At 31.4% G+C, this 25,433-nt stretch carries 17 protein-coding genes and 4 pseudogenes; 12 read left to right on the top strand and 9 right to left on the bottom strand.

From position 1 onward, the window contains the following. Positions 1-90: 90 nt before the first annotated feature. A complete protein-coding gene (locus AC0L5U_RS05180; protein WP_473415023.1) occupies positions 91-1,155 on the top strand; it encodes a hypothetical protein in 1,065 nt (354 codons plus the stop codon). Between the two features lie 6 nt (positions 1,156-1,161). On the opposite strand, the gene AC0L5U_RS05175 is transcribed toward AC0L5U_RS05180, so the two are convergent. The 6 genes and pseudogenes from AC0L5U_RS05175 to AC0L5U_RS05150 form a co-directional block, all read right to left on the bottom strand. Beyond that, the gene (locus tag AC0L5U_RS05175) at positions 1,162-1,674 is read right to left on the bottom strand and encodes an IS1096 element passenger TnpR family protein (RefSeq protein ID WP_473415022.1); all 513 of its coding nucleotides are present in this window, start codon (positions 1,672-1,674) and stop codon (positions 1,162-1,164) included. 107 nt (positions 1,675-1,781) lie between these two features. Then, a complete protein-coding gene (locus tag AC0L5U_RS05170; protein WP_473415020.1) occupies positions 1,782-3,890 on the bottom strand; it encodes a DUF4139 domain-containing protein in 2,109 nt (702 codons plus the stop codon). Positions 3,891-4,034: 144 nt separating this feature from the next. Then, positions 4,035-4,391 (bottom strand): DoxX family protein, encoded by a 357-nt coding sequence (locus AC0L5U_RS05165; protein ID WP_473415018.1) that lies wholly within the window; start codon positions 4,389-4,391, stop codon positions 4,035-4,037. A gap of 33 nt (positions 4,392-4,424) precedes the next feature. Then, positions 4,425-4,843: pseudogene (locus tag AC0L5U_RS05160) on the bottom strand (thiol-disulfide oxidoreductase DCC family protein). Positions 4,844-4,860: 17 nt separating this feature from the next. Further along, complete coding sequence (locus AC0L5U_RS05155; protein ID WP_473415017.1) at positions 4,861-6,684, bottom strand: tetratricopeptide repeat protein; 1,824 nt, start codon at positions 6,682-6,684, stop codon at positions 4,861-4,863. A 124-nt stretch (positions 6,685-6,808) separates the two neighbouring features. Next, a complete protein-coding gene (locus tag AC0L5U_RS05150) occupies positions 6,809-6,934 on the bottom strand; it encodes a hypothetical protein (RefSeq protein WP_473415016.1) in 126 nt (41 codons plus the stop codon). 133 nt (positions 6,935-7,067) lie between these two features. Here AC0L5U_RS05150 and AC0L5U_RS05145 point away from each other — a divergent pair, with 133 nt between their 5' ends. After that, positions 7,068-8,618: a thiol-activated cytolysin family protein gene (locus AC0L5U_RS05145; RefSeq protein ID WP_473415015.1), complete on the top strand. Its 1,551-nt coding sequence runs from the start codon at positions 7,068-7,070 to the stop codon at positions 8,616-8,618. Positions 8,619-8,694: 76 nt separating this feature from the next. Here AC0L5U_RS05145 and AC0L5U_RS05140 read toward each other — a convergent pair whose 3' ends face one another. Further along, a complete protein-coding gene (locus AC0L5U_RS05140; RefSeq protein WP_473415013.1) occupies positions 8,695-9,561 on the bottom strand; it encodes a polysaccharide lyase family 7 protein in 867 nt (288 codons plus the stop codon). 49 nt (positions 9,562-9,610) lie between these two features. Continuing rightward, a pseudogene (locus AC0L5U_RS05135) lies at positions 9,611-11,774 on the bottom strand (endonuclease MutS2). A gap of 163 nt (positions 11,775-11,937) precedes the next feature. Between AC0L5U_RS05135 and sppA the strand changes: the two are divergent. Both sppA and AC0L5U_RS05125 read left to right on the top strand, forming a co-directional pair. Then, positions 11,938-13,701, top strand: a complete 1,764-nt coding sequence (gene sppA / locus AC0L5U_RS05130; RefSeq protein WP_473415010.1) for a signal peptide peptidase SppA — start codon at positions 11,938-11,940, stop codon at positions 13,699-13,701. 162 nt (positions 13,702-13,863) lie between these two features. Next, entirely contained in the window at positions 13,864-16,200 is a 2,337-nt protein-coding gene (locus tag AC0L5U_RS05125) for a vWA domain-containing protein (protein WP_473415009.1), read from the top strand. A 46-nt stretch (positions 16,201-16,246) separates the two neighbouring features. On the opposite strand, the pseudogene AC0L5U_RS05120 reads toward AC0L5U_RS05125, so the two are convergent. After that, positions 16,247-17,889, bottom strand: a pseudogene (locus AC0L5U_RS05120) (acyl-CoA carboxylase subunit beta). A 141-nt stretch (positions 17,890-18,030) separates the two neighbouring features. Here AC0L5U_RS05120 and AC0L5U_RS05115 point away from each other — a divergent pair. The 8 genes and pseudogenes from AC0L5U_RS05115 to ettA all read left to right on the top strand — a co-directional run bounded on the left by AC0L5U_RS05115 (position 18,031) and on the right by ettA (position 25,305). Continuing rightward, positions 18,031-18,561: an NADPH-dependent FMN reductase gene (locus tag AC0L5U_RS05115; protein ID WP_473415008.1), complete on the top strand. Its 531-nt coding sequence runs from the start codon at positions 18,031-18,033 to the stop codon at positions 18,559-18,561. A gap of 21 nt (positions 18,562-18,582) precedes the next feature. Continuing rightward, on the top strand, positions 18,583-19,020 hold the full coding sequence (locus AC0L5U_RS05110) for a MarR family winged helix-turn-helix transcriptional regulator (protein WP_473415007.1): 438 nt from the start codon (positions 18,583-18,585) through the stop codon (positions 19,018-19,020). A gap of 106 nt (positions 19,021-19,126) precedes the next feature. Next, positions 19,127-19,996 (top strand): pirin family protein, encoded by an 870-nt coding sequence (locus tag AC0L5U_RS05105; protein ID WP_473415006.1) that lies wholly within the window; start codon positions 19,127-19,129, stop codon positions 19,994-19,996. A 186-nt stretch (positions 19,997-20,182) separates the two neighbouring features. Further along, entirely contained in the window at positions 20,183-20,899 is a 717-nt protein-coding gene (locus AC0L5U_RS05100; protein ID WP_473415003.1) for a pirin family protein, read from the top strand. A gap of 565 nt (positions 20,900-21,464) precedes the next feature. Then, positions 21,465-22,598 carry a sulfatase-like hydrolase/transferase gene (locus AC0L5U_RS05095; protein ID WP_473415000.1) on the top strand — a complete coding sequence of 378 codons (1,134 nt, stop codon included), beginning with the start codon at positions 21,465-21,467 and terminating at the stop codon, positions 22,596-22,598. Beyond that, the gene (locus tag AC0L5U_RS05090; RefSeq protein ID WP_473414999.1) at positions 22,579-23,310 is read left to right on the top strand and encodes a hypothetical protein; all 732 of its coding nucleotides are present in this window, start codon (positions 22,579-22,581) and stop codon (positions 23,308-23,310) included. The genes AC0L5U_RS05095 and AC0L5U_RS05090 overlap by 20 nt, the downstream gene beginning before the upstream one ends. Positions 23,311-23,387: 77 nt before the next feature. Continuing rightward, positions 23,388-23,570: a CAL67264 family membrane protein gene (locus tag AC0L5U_RS05085; protein WP_042243884.1), complete on the top strand. Its 183-nt coding sequence runs from the start codon at positions 23,388-23,390 to the stop codon at positions 23,568-23,570. A 44-nt stretch (positions 23,571-23,614) separates the two neighbouring features. Beyond that, positions 23,615-25,305, top strand: a pseudogene (gene ettA, locus AC0L5U_RS05080) (energy-dependent translational throttle protein EttA). Positions 25,306-25,433: the final 128 nt, after the last annotated feature.

Below are 25,433 nucleotides of genomic sequence, written 5' to 3'. Positions count from 1 at the left end.
CAAGTTATTAGTTATATTTTTAAGACGAAGGTCCAGTAATTTTGTTACATTAATACTAAGAAATTCTTAAATTTGAGGAATTAACAAATTATGCAAGATTTAAAAATTTCAAAGAGAAAACCCTCTTATCCAATTTCTGAAAAATTAGATGCTTATTTATCCAGATATAACAGAAATGTAGAAATTCCAATTTTTTATGAGGATTTATTGCGTTTTCAAGGATCTATTGTTGTCTATGATAAAGATGATAATGATACACTTTGGATTAGGGTGTACTATAATGAATTTGAAAGAGAAGAAATTGAATCGTCATTAAAAAAAGTCTATACCATTTTTCATTCTGATGGAAACGAAAATATATTACCTTTTTTAAGTGTTGATGCTATTGATTATTGCACTTTTGGAAACTCAAAACCTTTTAGAATTAAAATTAGGAATATCTTAAATGATAATTCCACTTATTTTTATGTAAAAACCGCTGATGCATCGCGTGTTTATGGATTAGAGTTGGAGCATATGTTGTCTCCATATAATTTAAATTTTTTAGTGCATGAAAACACATTAATAGAGGAGCATATAGTGGGAATCCCTGGCGATGAATTTATTAAAAATATGCTGCCAAAGTGTAGTAAATCTGAGAAGTCTCAAATAGCAAAAGAGTTTGTTAAGTTTAATGAACGTTGTATGATTAGGCTTCTTGGAGATATGCGCTCTTATAATTATGTTATTGTGCCAACTCATGATTTTGACAAGGTGGTTTATAAAATAAGAGCTATTGATTTTGATCAACAATCCTATGAGGGGAAATTCAATATTTATAGACCTCAATTTTTTAAAGAAAATTACGAAATGGTTGAATTGGTCTCTAACAGTATACAGAAATTATCCATAGATCAATATAAAACCGAAGAACGTTCTATTTTGGTAAAACGCTTAAAGAGTTTTCATCGTAGAATTGATAAGTTAATAGCTAGTATGCAAAAAGATAAGATTTCAACTGATGCTCATGTTGAACTATTATCAACAACTATTTTTAATTATACACATGATGTGAATTTTAAGAAAAGTAAAGGTATGGGTGAAATTTTAAAGTATTCTTTAGAATTTTTAACACGTAATTATGAAAACGTAAATCCTTTAAATATTAATAGTTAATGTATTTTAGTTCCAGTTCTCATTGAAGTCTAGGTTGTCGTAATCTTCAATATCAAGATCATCTTCAAACTCGCTAAAATTATCATCTACATCTGCTTCAAATAAACGTTCAGGGGCTTCATCAGGGACTTGCCCTTGTACAAACATTAAGTTTGGGTAATCATGTCCTTCAGTTTCATCAACAATTTCTGCTAACTCTACATAAAACGTCCACATACTTAAAAAATCGTACACATAAATTAGTTTAGTTTGTACCTCATGTACAACATCATTAATTGACGTTTCATTCATTAAACGTGCAGAATTATCTTCACTTAAATCAAATAATGAAATTTCTTCGCCTTGATCCCAAGCATCATTACTAATATAAAATGATGCCATTTCTGAACCATCAAATCCAAAAGATTGTGTAACAATGTTATGTAAATCTTCTAAAGTATCTGTTTCTCGAATTTCTAAATCGCGAAAAATATCTTCCTCTGTATCGTTATCTAAAATAACTCTAAATCTGTAAATCATGATGCTGAAATCTGGAGCAAAGATATAACTTTTTCTAAAGATTTATGAGTTGTTGAGGTTTCTGTTTCATAGCGATTTTATGGTTGTTTTTTTCTAGTATTGAATTTCTAGAGATTGATTTTCCTAAATCTAGGATATTTTAAAGAATATGAGAATTTATAGGTGTTAGATTGATTTTGAGAAATTGTAGTTTTCCATTTTAAAATACCTTTTTTAGTATTATAATCTGAAGTTCCAGTTTCTATATCATCAACTTTAATATCTTTATTTTGACTCACAGGAATTCTATCAACAATTACAATGTCAATTGCTGTTGATTTATTGTTTTTTAATTCAATTTCATAAGCTTTATCCAAAACTCTATTATTGCCAATAAAAGTAGTTTTCTTAAAGTTATTTATAGGTTTCCTTTTAATGACTACATTTGGATCAACGCCTAATGAAATAGTTAAGCTATCTGTTGTTGCATAGGGATTAATAGTTGTAATACCTGAATAACTATCTTCAAAATATATATTTACTTCTCCCGGTAATAGATTATATTTTTGCCAATCTCCAATTTTTGTAGTTAGAAATACGTTTTCATTTATCACCGGAGCAGCAAAGTATGAAAAGCTTGCTGGAACAGCGTATTTATCAATTTCTATTACTGTAATATTTTCATCAGTTTCTACTGTAGAAAGTTTCTTGATTTCAAAGTTAGTGTTTGTAATGCCTTCTGTAATAATATCGCCAGAAGATGTATAGTTTCCTTTTTTAGTTGTTACAATAATAACTCCATTAGCTGCTCTGTTCCCGTAAATACTTGTAGCAGAAACATCTTTAACAACCTCAATATTTGCGATCATATTTTCATCTATAGTGTTGTATTTATTTGCACTCATAGCAACACCATCAACAACATAAAGTGGTTCTGAATTAGATTTAAATGAACTCATCCCTCTAACTCTAACACCAGCTGCACGTCCTTGAAGTGCATTTCCGATATCTTCAGACTTTACAGAAGCCACAGCACCTGTTACATCTTTTTTGGTTGTACCATAGCCAATAACCACAACCTCATCCAAAGCACTAACATCCTCTGCTAAACTTAAATTAATCACACTTGAGTGTATTGGAATAATTTCACTTCTATATCCTACATAAGATATTTCTAGTTCTTTTCCTCCTTCAGTTTTTAAGCTAAAATTACCATCAAAATCGGTTACAGTTCCATTAGCTGTTCCTTTTATTAAAACTGTTGCTCCTGGTAACGGTGTGCCAGATGCATCAGTAATAATTCCGCTAATTTGTTTTATAAAAGGGTTGTATTTAAAGTTATAGCTTTTGGTTGAGTTTTCACTTTTATAATTACTGTAACGGCTAATGAAGTTTAAGTATTTAGTGTTTACATCAGGTTTTATATTATTGATGTTTGGGTCGTTTGTAGATAAAGTAAGTTTAACATTCTCCCAGCTAATTCCAGTATTTTGGTACACGTGTGCTTTGTAATGTAAATCGAGTGGTTTATTGATGTTTTTTGCTTTTAAGTCATAGATAGGAAACCAACCTGCATTGTTTACATTGTATTTTATTTTAAGATTTAATTGTTTACTTACAGTTGTATTTAGCTTTATTTTTATTTCTCCAGTTTGAATTTTATCATCAACATTTAATTCTGTTAACTGTCTTTTAATATCGTTAATTTGTTCGTTATAATCCTTTTTCTTTTTTAGTGATTTATAAATGAGTTTGTTCACTTCCGTAATACGTTCTCTATAATAGGCTGCAAATTGTTTTAATTTTTCAAGACTTACTACTTGGTTTTCATTTCCTAGTTTTCTGTTTTCTTCAATAATCTTTATTTCCTGTACTAAGCCTTCCATAATATCTTCTTCTAATTGAATAGCATCATTAAGTTTTTCGATATTATTCTGAAGATTCTCAATATTTTCTGATTTATCTAATTTAGATAAATGATTTATTGCATAATTTATAGATAATATAGATGCATTATCTAATCCAGAAATCTGAATGCTATTTTCTTGTACATGAGGAGATAACTTGGTAAACGAGAACTCCGAAGTACCAGCAGGTAATGTAATAGTGGCTAATCGGGTAACTTGTGCACCATCTACAAAAACGGTTACTGCTTTAACTGAAGATGATGTAGGTTTGGTGTTGTTAGCAAAAAGAATAGAATTACATAATAGAAATAAAATACAAAGTTGTTTCATAATTGGTTATTTTAAGTTTTTGATAAAACTATAACCAATCAAGTCATTAAAAAATGAGAAATGAGTAATTTGTAGTTATTAGTGAGTTAAGTGATGATTTGAATGAGTTTTTATGTATTTATTAAAATATAAAAATCATCTACATCAAACACCAGTATGTTTATGCAGATATATGTTAGAAATAATTAGCAGGGATATAAAAATTAAGTTTATTATGGTAATAATAAATGAATCTTTGTGAACAGTATGGGCTACAATTGCTGTAATAAAAAACAACCCAACCCCAGCATAAGTCCATTCTTTTATTTGAATGGGGATTTGAGGTGTTAAAAGAATAATAACTGCTATTATTTTTAAAATAGCAAGTTGTACTCTAAAATAACCTGGAAACCCTAATTTTTTAACCCCGTCAATTGTGGGTTTATTAAAAAGGTAAGTATAAGCACTCCATATCAAGAAAATCGATAAGAATACAGTAGATGACCAATATATTGTTTTCATAATATCTTTTGAAATTTAAGTTTTTTTAAACAGCTAGTCCAAAAACTTACTATTCAACTCAGGTGTTGGAATCATACATGCATCTTTTTTCCATACCATTTGTACCGATTTTTTGCAATAAAATCATAAATCCAATTCCGAATAAAAGCCGGAATAATGAAGAAAATACCCATTAAATTTCTAGGGAGCCCTAATTTTGAAGCTATTTTTAAAGCAGCAGTACTTTTGTAATCAATACGATTTTTTGGAGTATATAATAGAATAGAATCTGTTTTTGAAATATCTATGTTGTGGTGTTCAGTAATTTTTTGTCCAATCTCACTTTGTAAGGGCGCGAACATAAATAAATTTTTCTTGTCATGTTTAATAACATACAAAACAGAGCTGTTGCAAAGGTTGCAAACGCCATCAAACAGTATTAGTTTTTTATCGTTTGGTACTCCAAAATTCATATTGCAAAGATACCACTTTACAAATCACTTAAAAACTGATTTAAATCTGTTGCTTTGTCTAAATTCAACTTCTTTTTAAGTCGGTATTTTGATTTTAAAACACTTTCAGGCAATACGTTAAGCATTGATGCTATTTCTTTGGTAGAAAGGTTCATACGTAAATAAGATGCTAGTCTCATTTCTTTCTCATTAATATCTTCATAAACTGCTTTCAATTTAAGATCAAAATTGTTGTGAACTTCAGTAAAGTAACTTTTAAATACCTCCCAATCTTTATCTTCAGCACTTTCTTTTTTAAGTAGCATTACTAGGCGTCTAAATTCTACTTTAAATAGCTCTGGGGACTGTTTTATTTTTACCAAATTTTCTTTTAATTCTTGGATAAATGTGTTTTTTTGAACTAAATGAAGCGTTTGAGTAGCAAGTTCTTTTTTCTTGAATTCTATTTCTTGTTGGTAAATAGCTTCTTGTCTTTCGCGTTCTATTTTATTCTTTTTTAGGCGTTGTTTAAAACTGAAATAAGTTAAACCAGCAATAATCAGGAACGCAATCATACCAATACCATATAATGTCTTTGTTAATTTATCATTTTTAGTTTGCACGCTTAAAGCTTTAATTTCCTGTTTTTGTAATGCAATTTCTGATTCCTTTTGCTCAGATTCATAAATGGCTTTTAATTCCTCGATTTGCTGCGATTTTTTAGTTGTAAATAAGCTATCATTTATGGTTTGGTAGAGTTTTAAAAACTCTAAGGCATCATTATTCTTATTCAAACCTTCTAATATTGTGGAACGATATTTATACAAATCTGCCAAATGAGACATGGCACCCAATGATTTTGAAATCGTTATAGCCTCTTGATTGTTCTTTAATGCTCCCGAATAATTTTTAAAGTGAAAGTCGATTTTTGAAAGACTATGAAGCACGTTTACTTTACCTAATTTAATGTTTTCCTCTTCTGCAATGCCCTTAGCTTCTAGTAATATTTTTTTAGATTCAGTATACTTCTTTTGTCGCCTTTTAATGTCTCCAAGATTGTGTAGCGCATTAGATATTCCTAATTTGTCTTCAACAGTTTTAGCATTTTTAACGGCTAATTCAAAAAAAGTTTCAGCAGTTTCGTAATCTTTTAAATTTTGATAAGATATACCTAGTGAGTTATAAGTGTAAGCTGCATAAAAAGTTTCCTCAAAACGTTTGTATATTTCTAATGCTTCATTGAAATATTTTATTGAAGACTCATGATTTTCTAAACCACTTTCTATGTCTCCAATTTGCTTTAAAGCATCTGCTTTTCTAGATTCATGGCTAATTTCTTTAAAACATTTTAAAGCATTAAAAGCATATATTAATGCTGTTTTAAAGTTTCCTTTTTCAATATAAATATTAGCCAGAGCGTTGTATTGAGCACCAATAAATTTAGTTTTAGCTTCTCCTTCTTTTTCATGTAGTTTAATCAGCTCAATGTTTTCTTTTGATATTTCTATAGCCTTATTTAAATTGCCATTGGTACTTTCAATTGAAGATAAAGAATGGTTAACAAATATGATACCTCGTGTGCTATTGGCTTTTTTAAAGTATTCTTTTGCTATAGAGTAGTAATGTAGCGCAGAATCATTTTCGCTTCTATTTGCAAAATAGTCCGCAATGTGCATATTTCCAACTGCTATACCTTTGGTGTAATTAATCTTTTTTGAAATTTTTAATTCTTGAAGCGCATATTTTTTTGCTTCATCTGGTTTAGAGAACATGAGCTTTTCATGAAGTCTAGTAAGAATCATAACTTTTACTGAGTCATTTTCTTTTCTTGAATTCAATTCTGTTTTTAAACTGTCAATCAATTTTGTGTTTTGGGAAAAACTCATCTTGGTATTAAAACAGAAAATAAATAAAAGGAGTATTATATTTTTCATTATTTCAAAAGTTAATTTGCTTCTGCTAAGTTAAATATTATATCAATTCATATTACAGTAATGGATAAGAGTATAAAAGCCTTTGTCCATCGCTTGTCCATGCTTTTATAGTTGTTGCTGTTATTGGTTGTAATTTTAAGTAATTGGTAATCAAATATTTAAAACTATTTTTTTGCATTCATGAATGTTTTGTCCTGCGGTTAATCTAGGTGTATTTTAGACTAATGTCCCCTTTTTGTCCACTCAAAAAATTAGATATAGCTTGTTTTAATACCTAGGTTTGGAGTGTTGAATCAATAAAATATATCATTATGAAAACACAGCTATTAACAAACAGAACACTTTTAAAAACAATTTTTTTACTAACATTTTTTACATTTACAGGATGTAGTACCGAAGAAGCAGTAGACCCCGGGCCAAAAATTAATCCTGAAGCTGCTGAAATTTCAGATTTAATTTCAAACCTAAGTTATGATGCCAGTAAACTTTTAAATGTAAAAGATACTGGAGGTGCACCGTCCGAACGTACGTTGAATAAAACAACACCATCTACTACCAACCCTATTAAAGGCTATTATCAAAAATGCGATACTAAATTTTACACTTTAGAATCAAATTTTAATGATGTTGCCATATTAAGACCAACTAATGGTATTTTATGGCCAGGAGCATTAGTTGTTGGAAATCAAGGTATGCTTGATGGGATGCCAGATCCAATTACTTTGGACAGAGCTCCAGTAACGTTAAGATTGGATTTACCAGGAATGGGCAATGAAGGAACAATTGTAGTTGAAGATCCAAGAAACTCCAATATACAATCAAGTATTGATAATGCATTAGAATGGTGGAATGCCAATGCATATCAAGAGGGCTATGTAAATGCTTCAAATTCTACATATCAGGCTGAAACCTCATATTCATCAAAACAATTAAGTTTAGATGTAGGATTGAATATAGAATGGGCAAATGGTTCAGTAGCTTCACAATTAGAATACGAAAGTAGTACCACAAAGCGTGTGGCTGCAATGGTTTATAAACAAGTATTTTATACCGTGACAATGGACACACCAAAAACTCCAGTAAGTGTATTTGGAGCTGATGTAACTTATGAAGAAGTAGAATCAAAAATAACATCAGGAACGCCACCAGCTTATATCAATTCTGTTTCTTATGGTAGGATTATTATGTTTAGAATGGAAACTACAGACATGAGAAAATCAATAGATTTAGATTTGGTATTAGAATACGCCACAGGAGCAGCAAGTGGTTCCGGAACTGTGAATTCTGAATATGATGAGGTTTTAAAGAAATCAAGTATTACAGTAGTTACAATAGGAGGTAATGCCGAAGTAGCTTCTGAAGCAGTTAACGCCACAGGTTTTGAGTCATTAAAACATATTATAACAGGTAAAAATGCAGTATATAGTAGAGACAATCCAGGTGTGCCAATTGCATATACTATTAGATATTTAAAGGATAATACATTTGCCAAAATGGGCTATACTACCGATTATAAAATTGAAGATTGTAGTACAAAGCCTTTTGTACACGCCAATGCATTTTTAGATAATAATATTAGTCAAGATGTGCGATTTCGTTTTCGTTACAAAAAGAGGGGAACAAATACTGTTGCATATAGCAATTGGAAAACTGTGAAGAAAAACGTTGCTCCGGTTGCATCTCAACCTGCTAATGGAGCACATGATGTTAAAGTGCAATTTGAATTTAAAGATGGCTTTACATGGAAACACATGGGAGAGTTTAATGAAGGCTACATGACAAAAGATAAAAAATTTGAGGCTTTTTGCTCGAAAAGAAACCTTATTGGTATTTGTACCGAAGTTGGGATTAGGAGAAAATAAACTTTAAGAATATTTTGAATAGTTAAAGCAGTTGGTGCCTTAAGTTGTGATTCAACAACTTGGTGCTGGCTGTTTTTTATAAATGCTGAGTTTTTACTTCATACAATACTACTTCTGCTGTTTTCTCATAATCTGTATTCCAACCAAAGTAATTACCTGTTTTAAAGTAGTTATTATATCCGTAACCATTTTTGACATAATCGAAAACAAAAGTGAAGTCGGTATTAATATTTTTAGCTTCACAAATTAATCCATAATAAAACTTTCCATTTTCTATTTTAATTTTGAAAGTAAAAATTTCATTGTCAACCTGTCCTACATTTACTTTTTTGTCATATTTGCTAGTCCAAGGTTCATTATTATCGGGTTTAGTATAATGATCTACTTGAATTTGACCGCTATTCCATCTGATTTTAACCGTAGCAGGAGAACCAACTAAACCAGGTGTTTCAATACCATGAATTTGTGCAACAATTGTTCTTCCATTTCCTTGAACATAATTTACCTTTAACGTAGTTTCTAGAATATGAGTGCCAGTAGTCATAGACCAGTTATCACTTGTGCTTTGGTTGCCTCTCCAAAATTCGCGCAATTCTGTCCTACAATATTTTTCCCCTAATTGTGATAAACCAGAGGTTGTAAATCCAGTAAATTTAGTAAACATAGTATAGCTACCGTCGCTGTTTTTATAAAAGTACTTTGATTCTTCAGTATTAAGCTTGTCATTAATAATATCTTGATAAAAAATAGAGGTTGCTTTGCCGTTACCTCGATTAATTGGTATTGAGAGGTACCAATTTTTCCAAATAATTTTGGAAACATCTTTAGGAGTTTCTTCTTCCCCTTCTTTTTCATTCTCAATAATGGGTGCATCAGGACTAGAGCTACAAGTTGAAAATAGAATAAAGCAACTAATGAATAAAATAAAGTAACTATTTTTCATTATATTTTTTTGTAAATATAACTAAAATTGGTTAACCAATTTTAGTTAGCTACTTTATAGATTCTACAAGTTCCAATAAATCTAAGGCAACATTTGTAGTAAACATACCATAATTTACAACAGCTTTGTTTTTTTCAATTTTATCAATGCTTCCAACGGCTCGACCATCTTCCATACGCACTCTATCTCCAACTTTTAAAACAGGTTTAGGTTTTGGAACTTCAATAGCTTTTTTCTTTTCTGCTTTTTTCTTTTTTCTAATAACATTTACTTTCTTTTCAGCCTCTTGTTTTACTTGGCGCTCTTTGGCTTTTTGAACTTTTTTTTGTTTTGCAGAAACTTTTTTACGTTTAGAGTTTTCAATTTGCACCAATTTGAATAACTCAGCCATTAACTCACGTTTTTGCTTGTTCTCGAAGTATTTTTCGGCAATATCATTTACTTTTTGTCCGAGATAAATTAAACGTTGATTGCTATCGTAGAGTTCTTGGTAATTTTCCAGTTTTCTCTGAACTTTTGCATTTATTTCTTCAAGTTTATCGGCTTCTTCACTTTTTTTCTTTCATTTTGTTTTAACGACTGCCCTGTTTTTTCAAGTCTAGAACGTTCTTTTTGTAATTTAGCAATAGTCGCATCAAAACGGACTTTACTACGTTCAATTTTCTTTTTCGCACGATTAATTAAACTGTAAGGGATGCCATTTTTTTGAGCCACTTCAAACGTAAAACTACTTCCAGCTTGCCCAACAACTAATTTGAACATAGGTTCTAATGTGCGTTCGTTAAAAAGCATATTGGCATTTATCATATCAGGTAATTCGGTAGCCAAAATCTTTAAATTAGAGTAGTGTGTTGTAATAATGCCAAAAGCTTCTCGATGGTAAAATTCTTCCAAAAAGGTTTCGGCTAAAGCACCACCAAGTTCTGGATCACTTCCTGTACCAAATTCATCTATTAGAAATAGTGTGTTTTTATTACATCTTCTAAGAAAATAATTCATTTGTTTTAAACGATAACTATAGGTGCTTAAATGATTTTCAATAGATTGATTGTCTCCAATATCACTTAATATTCTATCAAATAAACACACAGTACTACGCTCATGTACAGGTATTAACATTCCACTTTGTAGCATTACTTGTAGCAATCCTACGGTTTTTAAAGTGATGCTTTTTCCACCAGCGTTTGGTCCAGAAATAACAATAATTCTACTGTTTTTTTTAAGTGCTAAAGTTTGCGGAAATGTTTTTTCTTTTTTTCTAAATTATTTAAGTAGAGTAGTGGGTGGTATGCATCACGGAGGTACATGCTCTTGTCTTCAGAGATTTCTGGTAAAATACCGTTCATAGATTTTGCATATTTCGCTTTCGCAGAAATCATATCAATATCAATTAAATATGCTTGATAATCTTTAAGTAAAGGAAAATATGGACGAATAAAATCAGTAACTTCCTTTAAAATCCGAATTACTTCTTGCTTTTCTTCGTATTCTAAATTGTTGAGTTCTCGTGTGTATTGTAGCGTAGTTTCTGGTTCAATGTAAACAATACTTCCAGTTTTACTGCCACCCATTATGGCACCTTTTACTTTACGTCGGTACATGGCTTTAACCGCCAAAACTCTTTTGTTCTCTACAACCGATTCTCGAATATCATCTAGATATTCTAAATTATGATAGGTGTTTAAAGCAGAAGAAAAACTTTGATTTATTTTTCCTTTTATTTTGTTAATTGACTGTCGTAAGTCAAACAACGTATTAGAAGCATTGTCTTTAATATCTCCAAAACGATCAACAATGGTATCTACCTTTTCTATCAGTACTTTAGTGACTTCAATATGAGATGCATGAGCATTCAAATTAGGGTAATATTCTTCAAAATTCTTTAAAAAAGTTACAATATTATTTACCGTAATAGACATCGCTACTATTTTTTTCAAACCATGAACTTCTAAATAAGTGTTTTCTATATTTAAAAGTTGTAATTCTTTGGCAATGGTATCAAAGCCATGATTGGGTATGCGGTTGTCATTGTAGAAAGACGATACGTATTCATTCGTCAGGTTTAAAGCACTACGTAATTCCTCTTCAGTTTTATAAGGTAGAATTTTTAAAGTGGCAGCATTTCCCAATGGCGTAACACATAGCTCACTTACCTGTTGTAAAACCGTTTGGAATTCTAAATCCTGTAATGTCTTTTCGTGAATGTGTATCACTTGTATTTATATATCAAAAATGAAAACGCAAAGTTATAAATTCTTTAGGTTAAGTTTTCTAGATTTGCAAAATAGAGTGAAATGATAATTTGGCTAAATTTAAAAGTCAAGGTTGTGTAACAATATTTCATTTTTTGTACTAATAAATAAACATTAAATAATAATGAATTTTATAAAGAGAGTATTATCCACCGTTACAGGTATTATCGTGTTTTGCGTTATCTGTTTCTTGTTTCTATTTTTGCTAGGTGCTTTATTTGGTGGGTCTTCTGAAGATGTAGTTGTTGTAAAATCAAATTCTGTTTTAGAATTAAAACTAGACTTCCCGATAAACGATTATGCCGGAAAAACGGTATTTAAAGAGTATCCTTTTTTAAATGAAGACAATAAAAACGGACTTTTCAATTTAATTGATGCGATTAAATATGCTGAGACTGATGATAAAATAAAAGGGATTTCAATCGATAATAATTTTATTAGTGCAGGAATTTCGCAAACCAAAGCGCTGAGGGATGCTCTGATACACTTTAAAAAATCCGGAAAATTCATAATGTCTTATGGCGATATTTATACGCAAAAAGATTATTATTTAAATTCGGTAGCTGATACTATTTTTATCAATCCAGTTGGTATGATGGAGTTTAAAGGTTTGTATACAGAACGTTTATACTTTAAGGATTTTCAAGAAAAATCGGGCGTTAAAATGGAAGTGATTCGTTACGGAAAATACAAAAGTGCTGTAGAGCCATTTTTAGAAAACGAAATGAGTGATAATAATAGAGAGCAAATTGCAGCTTATTTAAACGGACTTTGGACAGAAATAAAGAAAGAAGTAGGCGAGAGCAGAAATATTCCTGTTGATAGATTGGATGTTATTGCAGATAGTTTGTTAGCTAGAACTTCTAAATTGGCAATGACTTCGAATTTAATCGATAAAATCGGTTATCATGATGAATATGTAAATGGATTGAAAAATGCTGTAGGTATTTCAGAAGATAAAGATTTAAAAGTTGTGACCATTGCAGATTATGCGAAATATGTAGCACCAAAACTTAAGGCTAAGTCTAGTAAAAATAAAATTGCTATTATTTATGCAGAAGGGGATATTATATATGGAGAAGGAGAAGCAGGTGTTGTTGGACACATTACAATAAATGAGTCTTTCCAAAAAGCAAGAGAAGATAAAAAAATCAAAGCCATTGTATTACGCATCAATTCTCCAGGAGGAAGTGCTCTAGCTAGTGAATTAATTTGGAGGGAAATTGAATTGGCGAAAAAGGTAAAACCAGTAATTGTTTCTATGGGGAATTTGGCAGCTTCTGGAGGTTACTATATTGCTGCAAATGCCGATAAAATAATTTCTGAACCTACAACTATTACTGGAAGTATAGGTGTATTTGGAACTTTGCCAAATTTTAAGGAATTAGCGGATGATATAGGCATAAATGCTGAGCAAGTTGTAACGAATAATAACGCTGTGACATATAGTGTTTTTGAACCTTTAAGTGAAGCACAGCATGATTTTATTAAAGAAGGTGTTGTAGATATTTATGGTTTATTTAGAAAAAGAGTTGCAGAGGGGCGTGGATTAACAATTGATGAAGTTGAAGCAATTGCTCAAGGTAGGGTTTGGACAGGTACTGATGCTTTACAACACGGTTTAGTTGATGAATTAGGAGGTCTTGATGTAGCGCTTAAATATGCTGCTGCAGCTGCCAAAATTGAAGATTATAAATTAAAAGAGTTTCCAGTTTTTGAAAAAAATCTTGACGAAATGTTTGAAGCCTTAGGCTTAGCTAAAGCTAAAGAAACTATTTTAGCTGAAGAATTAGGAGAAGAAAATTACAAGTTAATTAAGGAAGTAAAACGTTTATCTCAGAAAAAAGGTGTGCAGTTATTGTTTCCTTTTAGTACGGAGATTAAATAACATATTCCTGCGAAAGCAGGAATACTATAATTAAAAGAGGCTTTCTATATGAGAGTCTCTTTTTTTATGTTTTCACTCAATCAAAAACACACTTTACTCATTCTTGGTTTTATAAAATAGTAGTTGGTTATAGTTTTGAACTAAATTTTAAAACCAATTATTATGAAAACAGTATTCTTATTCTTTTTTACATTTGCTATAGCACTACAGTCACAATCTCAAGAACGGTTTATTAGAGGAATAGTAACATCGGCAAGTGATAATATACCACTACCTGGCGTAAATATTATAGTAAAGGGAAGTAAACAAGTCGCGGTAACAGATTTTGATGGTAAGTATGAAATAAAAGTAAAATCAAATGATGTTTTAATATTTTCTTACTTAGGATTCTTAACAAAAAAAGTTACAATTAAAAATCAACAGACTTTATCCATAGCATTAGAAGAAGATTTACAGAGTTTAGAAGAAGTAGTTGTGATTGGATATGGAACTCAACGAAAATCTGATTTTACAGGAGCGATTTCTTCGTACAAACCATCAGCTTCGGAGATTAAACGTCAAAAGAAAAAAGCTTATCATAATCAAATAGCGAGTCAAATTCAATCTAATTCTATTCAAAAAGCATTGCAAGGACAAATTGCAGGAGTTAATGTTTCAGGAGCTAAAGGAAACCCTGGTTCTACTTCTAAAATTTTAATAAGAGGAATTTCGTCTATTTCTGGAAATAGTACTCCAATGGTAGTTATTGATGGGGTTGTTTCTCCTTATAATAGATTAGAGCAAATTAATCCAAATAATATTAATGCTATAGATGTTTTAAAAGATACTGCATCAACCGCAATTTACGGAAGTAGAGGTAGTAATGGCGTTATTCTTATTTCAACCAAGAATAATAAGCAAAATAAAGAAAAATCTCCCTTGTATATTGTAGATGGCAAACCAATAAAAAAAGAGAATAATTATATTATTCAAAATATTCCAAAAACGGATATTGATAGTAAAATTGAGTATGGTAAAAAAGATGCAAAAGATAAATATGGAAAAATAGCAAAACATGGCTGTATAGTAATTACAACCCATCAAGGTAATTTTAGAATTCAAAATAATGAAAGCTATGCTGTTATTGAAGAAAATAGTTTTGAAAGAACAACATTATCTCCACTTTCTACATTTTCAATAGATGTTGATAAAGCGTCTTATAGTAATATTAGGAGAATGATTAATAACGGCATGTCGATAGCACCAGATGCGGTGAAAATTGAAGAAATGATTAATTATTTTGATTATTCATATCCACAACCAACAGGAGAACATCCCTTTTCTATAAATACTGAAGTGGCTAAAACACCTTGGTATAATGATACTAAAATCGTTAAAATAGGCCTACAAGGAAAGACTTATGACAATGAGGAATTACCTCCATCAAATCTAACATTCTTACTTGATGTTTCTGGTTCAATGGGGGCTCAGAATAAATTACCATTGCTAAAATCGGCTTTTAAACTTTTGGTAAATCAGTTGAGAGAACAAGATAAAGTTTCAATAGTTGTTTATGCAGGAGCTGCTGGGGTAGTTTTAGAACCAACGTCTGGAAAACATAAAAACAAGATTTTAAAAGCTTTGGATAATTTAAATTCTGGAGGGTCTACAGCTGGAGGAGCAGGAATTCAATTAGCTTATAAGTTAGCTGAAAAGCATTTTAAAAAAAATGGAAATAATAGAGTGATTCTAGCTACGGATGGCGATTTTAATGTTGGAGCATCGAGCGATAAAGCTATGGAAAAGTTAATTGAAGAAAAACGTAAGTCTGGTGTATTTTTATCAGTATTAGGATTTGGTTACGGTAATTATAAAGATTCAAAATTGGAGACCTTAGCCGATAAAGGAAATGGAAATCATGCTTATATAGATAATATGCAAGAGGCACAAAAGGTGTTTGGTAAAGAATTTGGAGGCACACTTTTTACTATTGCTAAAGATGTAAAAATTCAAGTAGAGTTTAACCCTAGTAAAGTACAAGCTTACAGATTGATAGGTTACGAAAATAGAATGTTAGAAGATGAAGATTTTGTTGATGATACTAAAGATGCTGGGGAACTTGGAAGCGGACATACTGTAACTGCTCTATATGAAGTTGTACCAGTTGGTGTTAAAACTGATTATTTAAAAGATGTTTCAGATTTAAAATATACTAAGCCACAAGTGGTTAATAATTATTCAGATGAATTGTTTACTGTTAAGTTTCGCTATAAAAAACCTAATGGGGATAAAAGTATTGAAATGATTCACATTCAGAAAGATAAAGTTTCTGAAGCATCAGAAGATTTAAAATTCGCATCTGCTGTAGCTTTATTTGGTATGCAATTAAGGCAATCTAAGTATCATAACAATTCTACTATTGAGAATGTAGTTAGGTTAGCTAAAGCAGGAAGAGGGAATGATGATAACGGTTATAGATCAGAATTTAAAAGATTAGTGTCATCATATCAGAACTTATAATTAGTCATATAAATAAAAGCGACTTTAAGTCGCTTTATTTTTTTCTTTAAACCTGTAAAACCCCCAAATTAAATTGTTTTTCAATAGGAGCGTGGTTAGCAGCCTCAATACCCATGGAAATCCAAGTTCTAGTATCTAACGGATTAATAACAGCATCCGTCCATATTCTAGCAGCTGCATAGTATGGCGAGACTTGGTTATCATAACGGTCTTTTATTTTATTAAAGAGTTCTTCTTCTTTTTCAGGAGTAATTTTCTCGCCTTGTTTTTCAAGTGAAGCTTTTTCAATTTGAAGTAAAACTTTAGCTGCAGAATTTCCACTCATAACAGCTAGTTCTGCACTAGGCCATGCAAAAATCAATCTTGGGTCATAAGCTTTACCACACATGGCATAATTACCTGCACCATAACTATTACCAATAATAACGGTGAATTTTGGTACTACCGAATTACTAACGGCATTTACCATTTTAGCACCATCTTTTATAATCCCTCCATGTTCACTTTTACTGCCCACCATAAAACCAGTTACATCTTGTAGAAATACTAATGGTATTTTTTCTGGTTACAATTGGCAATAAAACGCGTAGCTTTATCAGCAGAATCATTGTAAATCACACCCCCAAATTGCATTTCGGTAGGTTTGGTTTTAGAACCTGTAGTTTTTACAATCTGACGTTGATTTGCCACAATACCAACTGCCCAACCATCAATACGAGCATAACATGTTATTATGGTTTGTCCATAGCCTGCTTTATACTCTTCGTATTCTGAATTATCAACTAAGCGTTTAATAATTTCATACATATCATATTGGTCGGCGCGACTTTTAGGAAGAATACCAAAGATGTCTTCTGGTTTTTCTGAAGGTTTTTTTGCATCAATTCTATTAAAACCAGCTTTATCGTAATCCCCAATTTTATCAATAATATTTTTTATTTTTTCTAAAGCATCTTTATCATCTTTGGCTTTATAATCTGTAACACCAGAAACTTCGCAATGCGTTGTTGCGCCACCTAAGGTTTCATTATCAATACTTTCTCCAATAGCAGCTTTTACCAAATAACTGCCTGCTAAAAAGATGCTTCCTGTTTTATCAACTATTAAAGCTTCATCGCTCATAATAGGGAGGTAGGCACCACCAGCAACACAACTTCCCATAACTGCTGCAATTTGAGTAATCCCCATACTGCTCATAATGGCATTGTTTCTAAAAATACGCCCAAAATGCTCTTTATCAGGGAAAATTTCATCTTGTAAAGGCAAATAGACGCCTGCAGAATCCACTAAATATATAATAGGTAATTTATTTTCTATGGCTATTTCTTGTGCGCGAAGGTTCTTTTTTCCTGTAATGGGGAACCATGCACCAGCTTTAACGGTAGCATCATTAGCCACAACAATACATTGCTTTCCTTTAACGTAACCCATTTTTACAACCACACCACCAGAAGGGCATCCGCCGTGTTCCGCATACATGTCTTCTCCTGCAAATGCACCAATTTCAATAGATTTAGCTTTCGCATCTAATAGATAATCAATACGCTCTCTAGCTGTCATTTTACCTTTGCTGTGTAGTTTTTCTATACGAGATTTACCGCCACCTAAACTAACTTTAGCAAATCTTTTCTGTAATTCTGATACTAGGAGTTTATTATGATCTTCGTTTTTATTGAAGTTGATATCCATATGAGAAGTTTATTTTACACGAATTTACGAAACCTATTCCTGTATTAAAAGTGAATAATTTGTTAAAATATATTACATGGAATTATATTCCTTGGAATATAATATTTTTATTCCTACCTTTGTACTATAAATAAGAATAATATGAAAAATATAATAGCCTTTGCAGGAAGTAATAGTAAAACATCAATTAACAAACAATTAGCTGAATATGCAGCTGGTTTAGTGGAGAATGTTGAAGCTAAAGTTTTAGATTTAAATGACTTTGATTTACCGCTTTATGGTATTGATTTAGAAAATAAACAGGGAATTCCAGATAATGCACATAAATTTTTGAACTTCATAAAAGCATCAGATGGTATTGTCTTGTCTTTAGCAGAACATAATGGTGCCTATGCCACCGTATTTAAAAATTTATTTGATTGGATGTCTAGAATAGACGGAAAGCTTTGGAGTAAGAAGCCGATGCTTTTAATGGCGACATCTCCAGGAGGTAGAGGAGGCGCTACAGTTTTAGAAATAGCAAAAGGACGTTTTCAATATATGGGTGGAAATATAGTTGCGGATTTTAGTTTTCCATCGTTTGGAGATAATTTCTCAGAGGGAAAGATTACTAATGATGAGTTTAATGCAGCATTGAAGGATAAAGTTGAAGTTTTTAAAAAGAGCATATAACCTAGACCAAAACTGAAAAAAATGGGAGATTTATCAAAAGATATTAATTCTAAATTTGCAAATAGCAGAGTAAAAGCATTATTGAATGTTATTTATACTGCGAATTGGATAACGAGTCATCAAAATGAATTTTTTAAATCTTTTGGAATATCTCCTCAACAATACAATATTTTAAGAATTTTGAAAGGTGCTAATAAGCCTTTGAATGTTCAAACGATTAAAGATAGAATGTTAGAACGCTCTCCCAACGCCACACGATTAATGGATAAATTGTGTGCTAAAGAATTAATAGAACGTTGTCCTTCAGAAAATGATAGACGCGTGGTTAAAATAGCCATAACTAAAGAAGGTAAAGATTTTCTAGAATCTATACCAAATAACTTTAATGCGGCATTATTAAAGAATTTGAGTGAAGAAGAGGCAGACCAATTAAGTAATCTGCTTGATAAAATGCGATGATAAACTTGTTGTTTGTCATGCTGAACTTGTTTCAGTATCTCATAAAATAATAGCATATTTTTTAATCAAATACTTTCCATGGAAAGTATTTTTAAAAGTAATTATTATGAAACTAAATACAATAAAAACAGTAGAGCGGAGTGATTTTGTTAATATGGGGCCTATAGAATTAAGGCAGCCTATACCAACAAGAAAGATAGATAATATAGATCCGTTTATATTATTACACCATTACGGACCATATGATATTTCGGAACAAAATAACCCTTTTGATTTGGGTCCGCATCCCCATAGAGGTTTTGAACCGATTACATTTCTAATACAGGGGGAACAATTACATAGAGACTCTCTTGGAAATGAAAGTGTGGTTAATGCCGGAGATGTCCAATGGACAACAGCTGGACGCGGTATTATTCATGCAGAAGCTCCAACAAAAGATTTTGTACAAAAAGGCGGTGTTTTAGAAGGGGTTCAATTATGGTTGAATTTACCAGCTGAAAGGAAAATGATTGAAGCTAATTATCAACATGTTAAAAACGAAGATTTTAGAGTTGTGATTTCTGATGATGGTAAAGTGAATGTTCAAATAATAGCTGGGGAACTTGATGGTGTTTACGGACGCATTAAAACACAAACTTCTGTAAATGCTTTCATACTGGATGTTGAATCTGGTGGAGCTTTTGATATTAAAGTGCCTAATTCGCATCAATCGACGATTTATTTGTTAAAAGGTGATGTGGTAATTAATGGTTTAGAAACTTTAAAATTGAATGACAATCAATTAATTGAGTTTAATAAAGATGGTGAAGGGATTTCAATAAAAGGGAGTGCAAGTAGTAAGTTATTGTTTCTTTCGGGAGAACCTTTTAATGAGCCAGTAACCACATATGGACCTTATGTGATGAATACGCAAACTGAGATTATGGAGGCGATGCGCGATTTTCAAATGGGGAAAATGGGATTTTTACCTGCTTAAAAATAAATCTGCATGATTTTAAAACCATGCAGATTTTTTTAAAGGTTGAGTAAACACAAAATAGTGGCGCGTTAGGGATTGCAGAGGAAAGCCCACAGCCTGACAAAGGAGGTGCGAGGACTTGCAACGTAAAGCCCGACCTTTGCAGTAACGCCCAAACTAATAATTAGAAAAAATTAAATAAGAATGAAAACAATAATTCACAAATCAGAGTCTAGAGGTTTTGCAAATCATGGTTGGTTACAATCGCATCATACGTTTAGTTTTGCGAGTTATCAAGATGCAGAACGGATGAATTTTGGAATGTTGCGTGTGTTGAATGATGATGTGGTGCAGCCTAAAATGGGTTTTGGAACGCATCCGCACCAGAATATGGAGATTATATCAATTCCGTTGAAAGGAGCGTTATCGCACAAAGATAGTATGGGGAATAAACGCGCGATTGAAGTAGGAGAAGTGCAGGTGATGAGTGCGGGAACGGGCTTGACGCATTCGGAATTTAACGATAGTAAAACTGATGCCGTAAACTTTTTGCAGCTTTGGATTATTCCTGAAGAAAAGGGTGTTACGCCAAATTATGAACAACGGGAGTTTAATATTTTAGAACAAAAAAACAGGTTGCAAACGGTTGTGGCTCCTAAGGGTAAATTGATAGGTGATGCGTTGCCTATTAATCAACAGGCTTATATCTATAGAGCTGATTTGGATGACGGACAATCAATTAATGTTTTTTTGAAAGACCATAATAACGGATTGTATATATTTGTTGTTGAAGGAAAACTATTGGTTGGCAGTAATAGTTTAGGTGCTAGAGATGCAATAGGAGTTTCAGATGTTCAGAATACTTTAATTTCTGCTCAAGAAAATGCTAAACTTATTATTGTTGAAGTGCCTATGACTTAAGCAAATTCTATATATATATAGCTAGTTTTTTATTTTTTTAATAATGTATTATATTATTTTTTAATTTGATTAAAAACATATCTTTTGTAGTAAAGTCCCCTTTTTTGTTTGTATATATTCCGCTTTTAACTTTAGCGTTAGTTGGGTACTTTTTTATAATACCTATTGAAACCTTATTAAAGGAGTTTATAAATTTTGGGCTTATCACTTTAATTGGTCAATCTTTATTTTTTTTAATCTATTCTAATGTTATTAGAAAATGGTTTTTAGCTTTTTTATATCTATTTTACACTTATTGGTATTTATAAAACTTAGTTTTTATATTAATTATGGTGTAAGACTTAATGCATCTGCTTTTTATTTGATTTTTGAGACTAATAAAAAAGAATCTATAGGTTTTTTGGATGTTTATCTCACCAGTTCAGTAACTTTGTTACTTGTTTTTGTAACAATTTCCTTACTGTTGTTTATTGTTTTTTTTAGTAAGAATGATGCTTCGAAATTTAATTTGGAAATTTTCAAGAACAAAAAAACAAGAATATCTTTTTTTACAATAGCTATTCTATTGAGTGTAGGTACTATTTATGTCAAATTTCAAAGATTTAATTTATTTGTCTCTAGTGTTGTGGCATATAAAGAGTATAAGAGCTATAAAAATTTATCTAAAGATAATTTGTCTAAGCCTTTCAGTAATAATTTAAAAGTAGACAATAATGCTTCAAATAGTCATACATCTGTTGTTATAATTGGAGAATCGACTTCCAGTTGGCACATGCAACTTTATGGGTACGAGAGAGAAACAAATCCTAGGTTAAAAGAAGTTAGTGATCAATTATACATTTTTAAAGACGTTATAGCTCCTAATGTTCATACCATTCTGTCATTGGATAAGATTTTAACTTTTTCGGATTATTTAAATAGTAATAAAAAAAATAATGCTTCTGTAGTTCAACTTGCTAATATGGCTGGGTTTGAAACGTATTGGTTGAGCAATCAAAAAGCTACAGGTTTACATGAATCTGTAGCGACAGTAATTGGCTCGGCTGCACACAACACATATTTTCTGGCCGGAGATGGTGATTCTGCTACTATTTATGATGAGATTATATTTAATAAATTAGAAGAAATTTTAAAAGATGGTGGTAGCCAAAAGGTGATTTTTATACATTTAATGGGTACTCACAGTCGTTATAATTATAGGTATCCCAAAGATTTTGATGTTTTTACGAAAGATAACTATGAAGAAGGTTCATTATTCAAAAAATCAAATCAAGAAGTTATTGATTATTATGATAACGCTGTGTTATATAATGATTATATAGTTAGAAATATTATAGATATGGTTAAGAAAATAGCAGACGATAGTTCTGTAATTTACTTTTCTGATCATGGGGACGATGTTTATGATACTAGCTACGATAGTGTAGGCCATGACGAGTTTAATGCCACACGCCCTATGTATGAAGTTCCTTTTTTACTTTGGTTATCACCTAAACATTCTCTTAAAATAAATAGTAGTGAAATTAGAGGATATTTAGATAGAAAATATAATCTTGAAGATTTTGAGCATACTTTTACCGATTTGTTAGGGATTTCTCATAATTTGTACGAACCAAATAAAAGTATAATAAGCTCTAATTTTATAGAGAAAACCAGACTTGTAAGAGAAGGAATAGATTATGATAAGGAAGAAGAATAAATTGGGTTTGTTTCTTGTACCAATATGTTTGGTAATTCTTTTGGTTGTTATCAATCATTTTTCAACATATAAAGTGCAATTTTCTGGTTATTATTCAACAAAAATTTGGGGACACCGTGCCAATGATTTAGAAAGATTAAAGCTTGGGCAAAACTATTTTAATGGACTAGAGATTGATTTGGTTTACATCGATAGTTTAAATATATTGGATGTCAATCACCCTCCAGCAAAATCTATCAACCTTTCTTTTAGTAATTATTTGACTTATATAAAGAATAAGAAAACCAAGTTATGGCTTGATATAAAAAACCTAACACCTTCAAATAGTGATGCTATTTTTACTAAAATTGATAATGAGTTAAAGTTGATGAGTATTGAAAAGGGCGATGTATTAATAGAATCAAGATATCCAAGCACACTTTCTGTTTTTACTAATTCAGGGTATCAAACAAGTTATTATTTACCATATTTTAATGCTTTAGATGAAAACAAAAAGCGAGACACTTTGATATACATTAAAAAAATACTTCAATTACAACCAGAAATAGGGGTTTCTTCAAATTTTTCAAATTATTCGATAATGGAAAAAGAATTTCCTAAAAAAGATAAGTACATCTGGATTTTAGGAAATTCAAGTACGTTTAAATCCTTTTTTGACGTAAGAAAAGTGTTGAAAGATGATTCAGTAAAGATAGTGTTGGTAAGTTATTAAGCAAAAATGGGGTAAATAGAAGTTTTTTTATTAAAAACTACGATATTTGCTTTTCAACCAAATAAAAAGAAAAGATTATGGCGATGAATAAAAATACAGTTTTAGCTTGGGCAACAATTCTAATGATAATTATGGGTGTTGTTCTCATTTTAATGGGCGCATACAGATATGATGATGTTGCTGGTTGGGGCTTTGCAACTGTTGGTATTGGCTTTTTTGCTATTGCATGGGTGTTTAATGCATTAAAAGGAAGGGTATAGCGGACTTACAATTTTATAAATTAACGAATTACAACTTATAACAAATGAGTGACGATAAAAAAGTGATTTTTTCAATGTCTGGTTTAACCAAGACATTTTCTGGGGCAAATACGCCTGTTTTAAAGAATATTTACTTGAGTTTTTTTATGGAGCAAAAATTGGAATTTTAGGACTCAATGGTTCTGGGAAATCTACTTTGCTTAAAATTATTGCAGGTGTTGACAAAAATTTTCAAGGTGATGTAACCTTTTTACAAGATTATTCTGTTGGTTATTTAGAGCAGGAGCCAAAGCTTGATGATGATAAAACGGTTATGGAAGTAGTTCGTGAAGGCGCTGCAGAAACTGTTGCTATCCTTGACGAATACAATAAAATTAACGAACAGTTTGGATTAGAGGAAGTATATTCTGATGCAGATAAAATGGAGAAATTGATGAATCGTCAAGCAGAATTGCAAGATCAAATTGATGCAGCAAATGCTTGGGAATTAGATACTAAGCTTGAAATAGCCATGGATGCGTTGCGCACTCCAGATGGCGATAAAAAAATTGGAGTGCTCTCTGGTGGTGAACGTAGACGTGTGGCTTTATGCCGTTTACTTTTAAAAGAACCAGATGTATTGCTTTTAGATGAGCCTACTAACCATTTGGATGCTGAATCTGTTCATTGGTTAGAACACCATTTAGCACAGTATAAGGGAACTGTAATTGCAGTAACACACGATAGATACTTTTTAGATAATGTAGCAGGTTGGATTTTAGAGTTAGATAGAGGTGAAGGGATTCCTTGGAAAGGGAACTATTCATCATGGTTAGACCAAAAATCGAAGCGTATGGCTCAGGAAGGTAAAGCTGCTTCTAAACGCCAGAAAACATTAGAGCGTGAGTTAGAATGGGTGCGTCAAGGTGCTAAAGGGCGTCAAACTAAGCAAAAAGCACGTTTAAAGAATTATGATAAATTAATGAGTCAAGACCAGAAACAACTTGACGAAAAACTAGAAATATATATTCCTAACGGACCACGTTTAGGAACTAATGTTATTGAAGCCAAAGGTGTCGCTAAAGGTTATGATGATAAATTGCTTTATGATGATTTAAACTTCAATTTGCCACAAGCCGGAATTGTTGGTATTATTGGACCAAACGGTGCTGGTAAAACCACAATTTTCAGAATGATAATGGGAGAAGAAACTCCCGATAAAGGTGAGTTTGCAGTTGGAGATACTGCTAAATTAGCTTATGTAGATCAAAAACATTCTAATATAGACCCAGAAAAAACCATTTGGCAAAACTTTAGTGATGAGCAAGAGTTAATTTTAATGGGAGGCAAGGAAGTGAATTCTAGAGCTTATTTAAGCAGATTTAACTTTTCTGGAGGAGAACAAAATAAAAAAGTAAAATTACTTTCTGGAGGCGAACGTAACCGTCTGCATTTGGCAATGACACTTAAAGAGGAAGGTAATGTGTTACTTCTAGATGAGCCTACCAATGATCTTGATGTGAATACATTACGTGCGTTAGAAGAGGGTTTAGAAAGCTTTGCAGGTTGTGCGGTGGTTATTAGTCACGACCGTTGGTTCTTAGATAGAATATGTACACATATTTTAGCTTTTGAAGGCGATTCTCAAGTGTATTTCTTTGAAGGCAGTTTTTCTGATTATGAAGAAAATAAAAAGAAACGTTTGGGCGGAGACTTGATGCCTAAGCGGATTAAGTATAAGAAACTAGTGAGATAGATTAGCATATCATAAATAAAAAACTCAGTATATTTATAATATAAATTGTTTTTTTTGTGTTAAAATGTATGCATTTGATTTTTACTATATATACAAATGTCCAGATCCTAAATTATAATTAAAAAGTT

The organism is Jejuia sp. G7-7, assembly GCF_055808955.1.
Note: the sequence above shows the minus strand (reverse complement) of the source record. Positions and strands in the feature narration are given on the sequence as shown.

Bases quoted from the DNA above. Each gene is read 5' to 3' on its own strand.
- AC0L5U_RS05180 (WP_473415023.1), top strand. From the start codon at position 91: ATGCAAGATTTAAAAATTTCAAAGAGAAAACCCTCTTATCCAATTTCT.
- AC0L5U_RS05175 (WP_473415022.1), bottom strand. From the start codon at position 1,674: ATGATTTACAGATTTAGAGTTATTTTAGATAACGATACAGAGGAAGAT.
- AC0L5U_RS05170 (WP_473415020.1), bottom strand. From the start codon at position 3,890: ATGAAACAACTTTGTATTTTATTTCTATTATGTAATTCTATTCTTTTT.
- AC0L5U_RS05165 (WP_473415018.1), bottom strand. From the start codon at position 4,391: ATGAAAACAATATATTGGTCATCTACTGTATTCTTATCGATTTTCTTG.
- AC0L5U_RS05150 (WP_473415016.1), bottom strand. From the start codon at position 6,934: ATGCAAAAAAATAGTTTTAAATATTTGATTACCAATTACTTAAAATTA.
- AC0L5U_RS05145 (WP_473415015.1), top strand. From the start codon at position 7,068: ATGAAAACACAGCTATTAACAAACAGAACACTTTTAAAAACAATTTTT.
- AC0L5U_RS05140 (WP_473415013.1), bottom strand. From the start codon at position 9,561: ATGAAAAATAGTTACTTTATTTTATTCATTAGTTGCTTTATTCTATTT.
- sppA (WP_473415010.1), top strand. From the start codon at position 11,938: ATGAATTTTATAAAGAGAGTATTATCCACCGTTACAGGTATTATCGTG.
- AC0L5U_RS05125 (WP_473415009.1), top strand. From the start codon at position 13,864: ATGAAAACAGTATTCTTATTCTTTTTTACATTTGCTATAGCACTACAG.
- AC0L5U_RS05115 (WP_473415008.1), top strand. From the start codon at position 18,031: ATGAAAAATATAATAGCCTTTGCAGGAAGTAATAGTAAAACATCAATT.
- AC0L5U_RS05110 (WP_473415007.1), top strand. From the start codon at position 18,583: ATGGGAGATTTATCAAAAGATATTAATTCTAAATTTGCAAATAGCAGA.
- AC0L5U_RS05105 (WP_473415006.1), top strand. From the start codon at position 19,127: ATGAAACTAAATACAATAAAAACAGTAGAGCGGAGTGATTTTGTTAAT.
- AC0L5U_RS05100 (WP_473415003.1), top strand. From the start codon at position 20,183: ATGAAAACAATAATTCACAAATCAGAGTCTAGAGGTTTTGCAAATCAT.
- AC0L5U_RS05090 (WP_473414999.1), top strand. From the start codon at position 22,579: ATGATAAGGAAGAAGAATAAATTGGGTTTGTTTCTTGTACCAATATGT.
- AC0L5U_RS05085 (WP_042243884.1), top strand. From the start codon at position 23,388: ATGGCGATGAATAAAAATACAGTTTTAGCTTGGGCAACAATTCTAATG.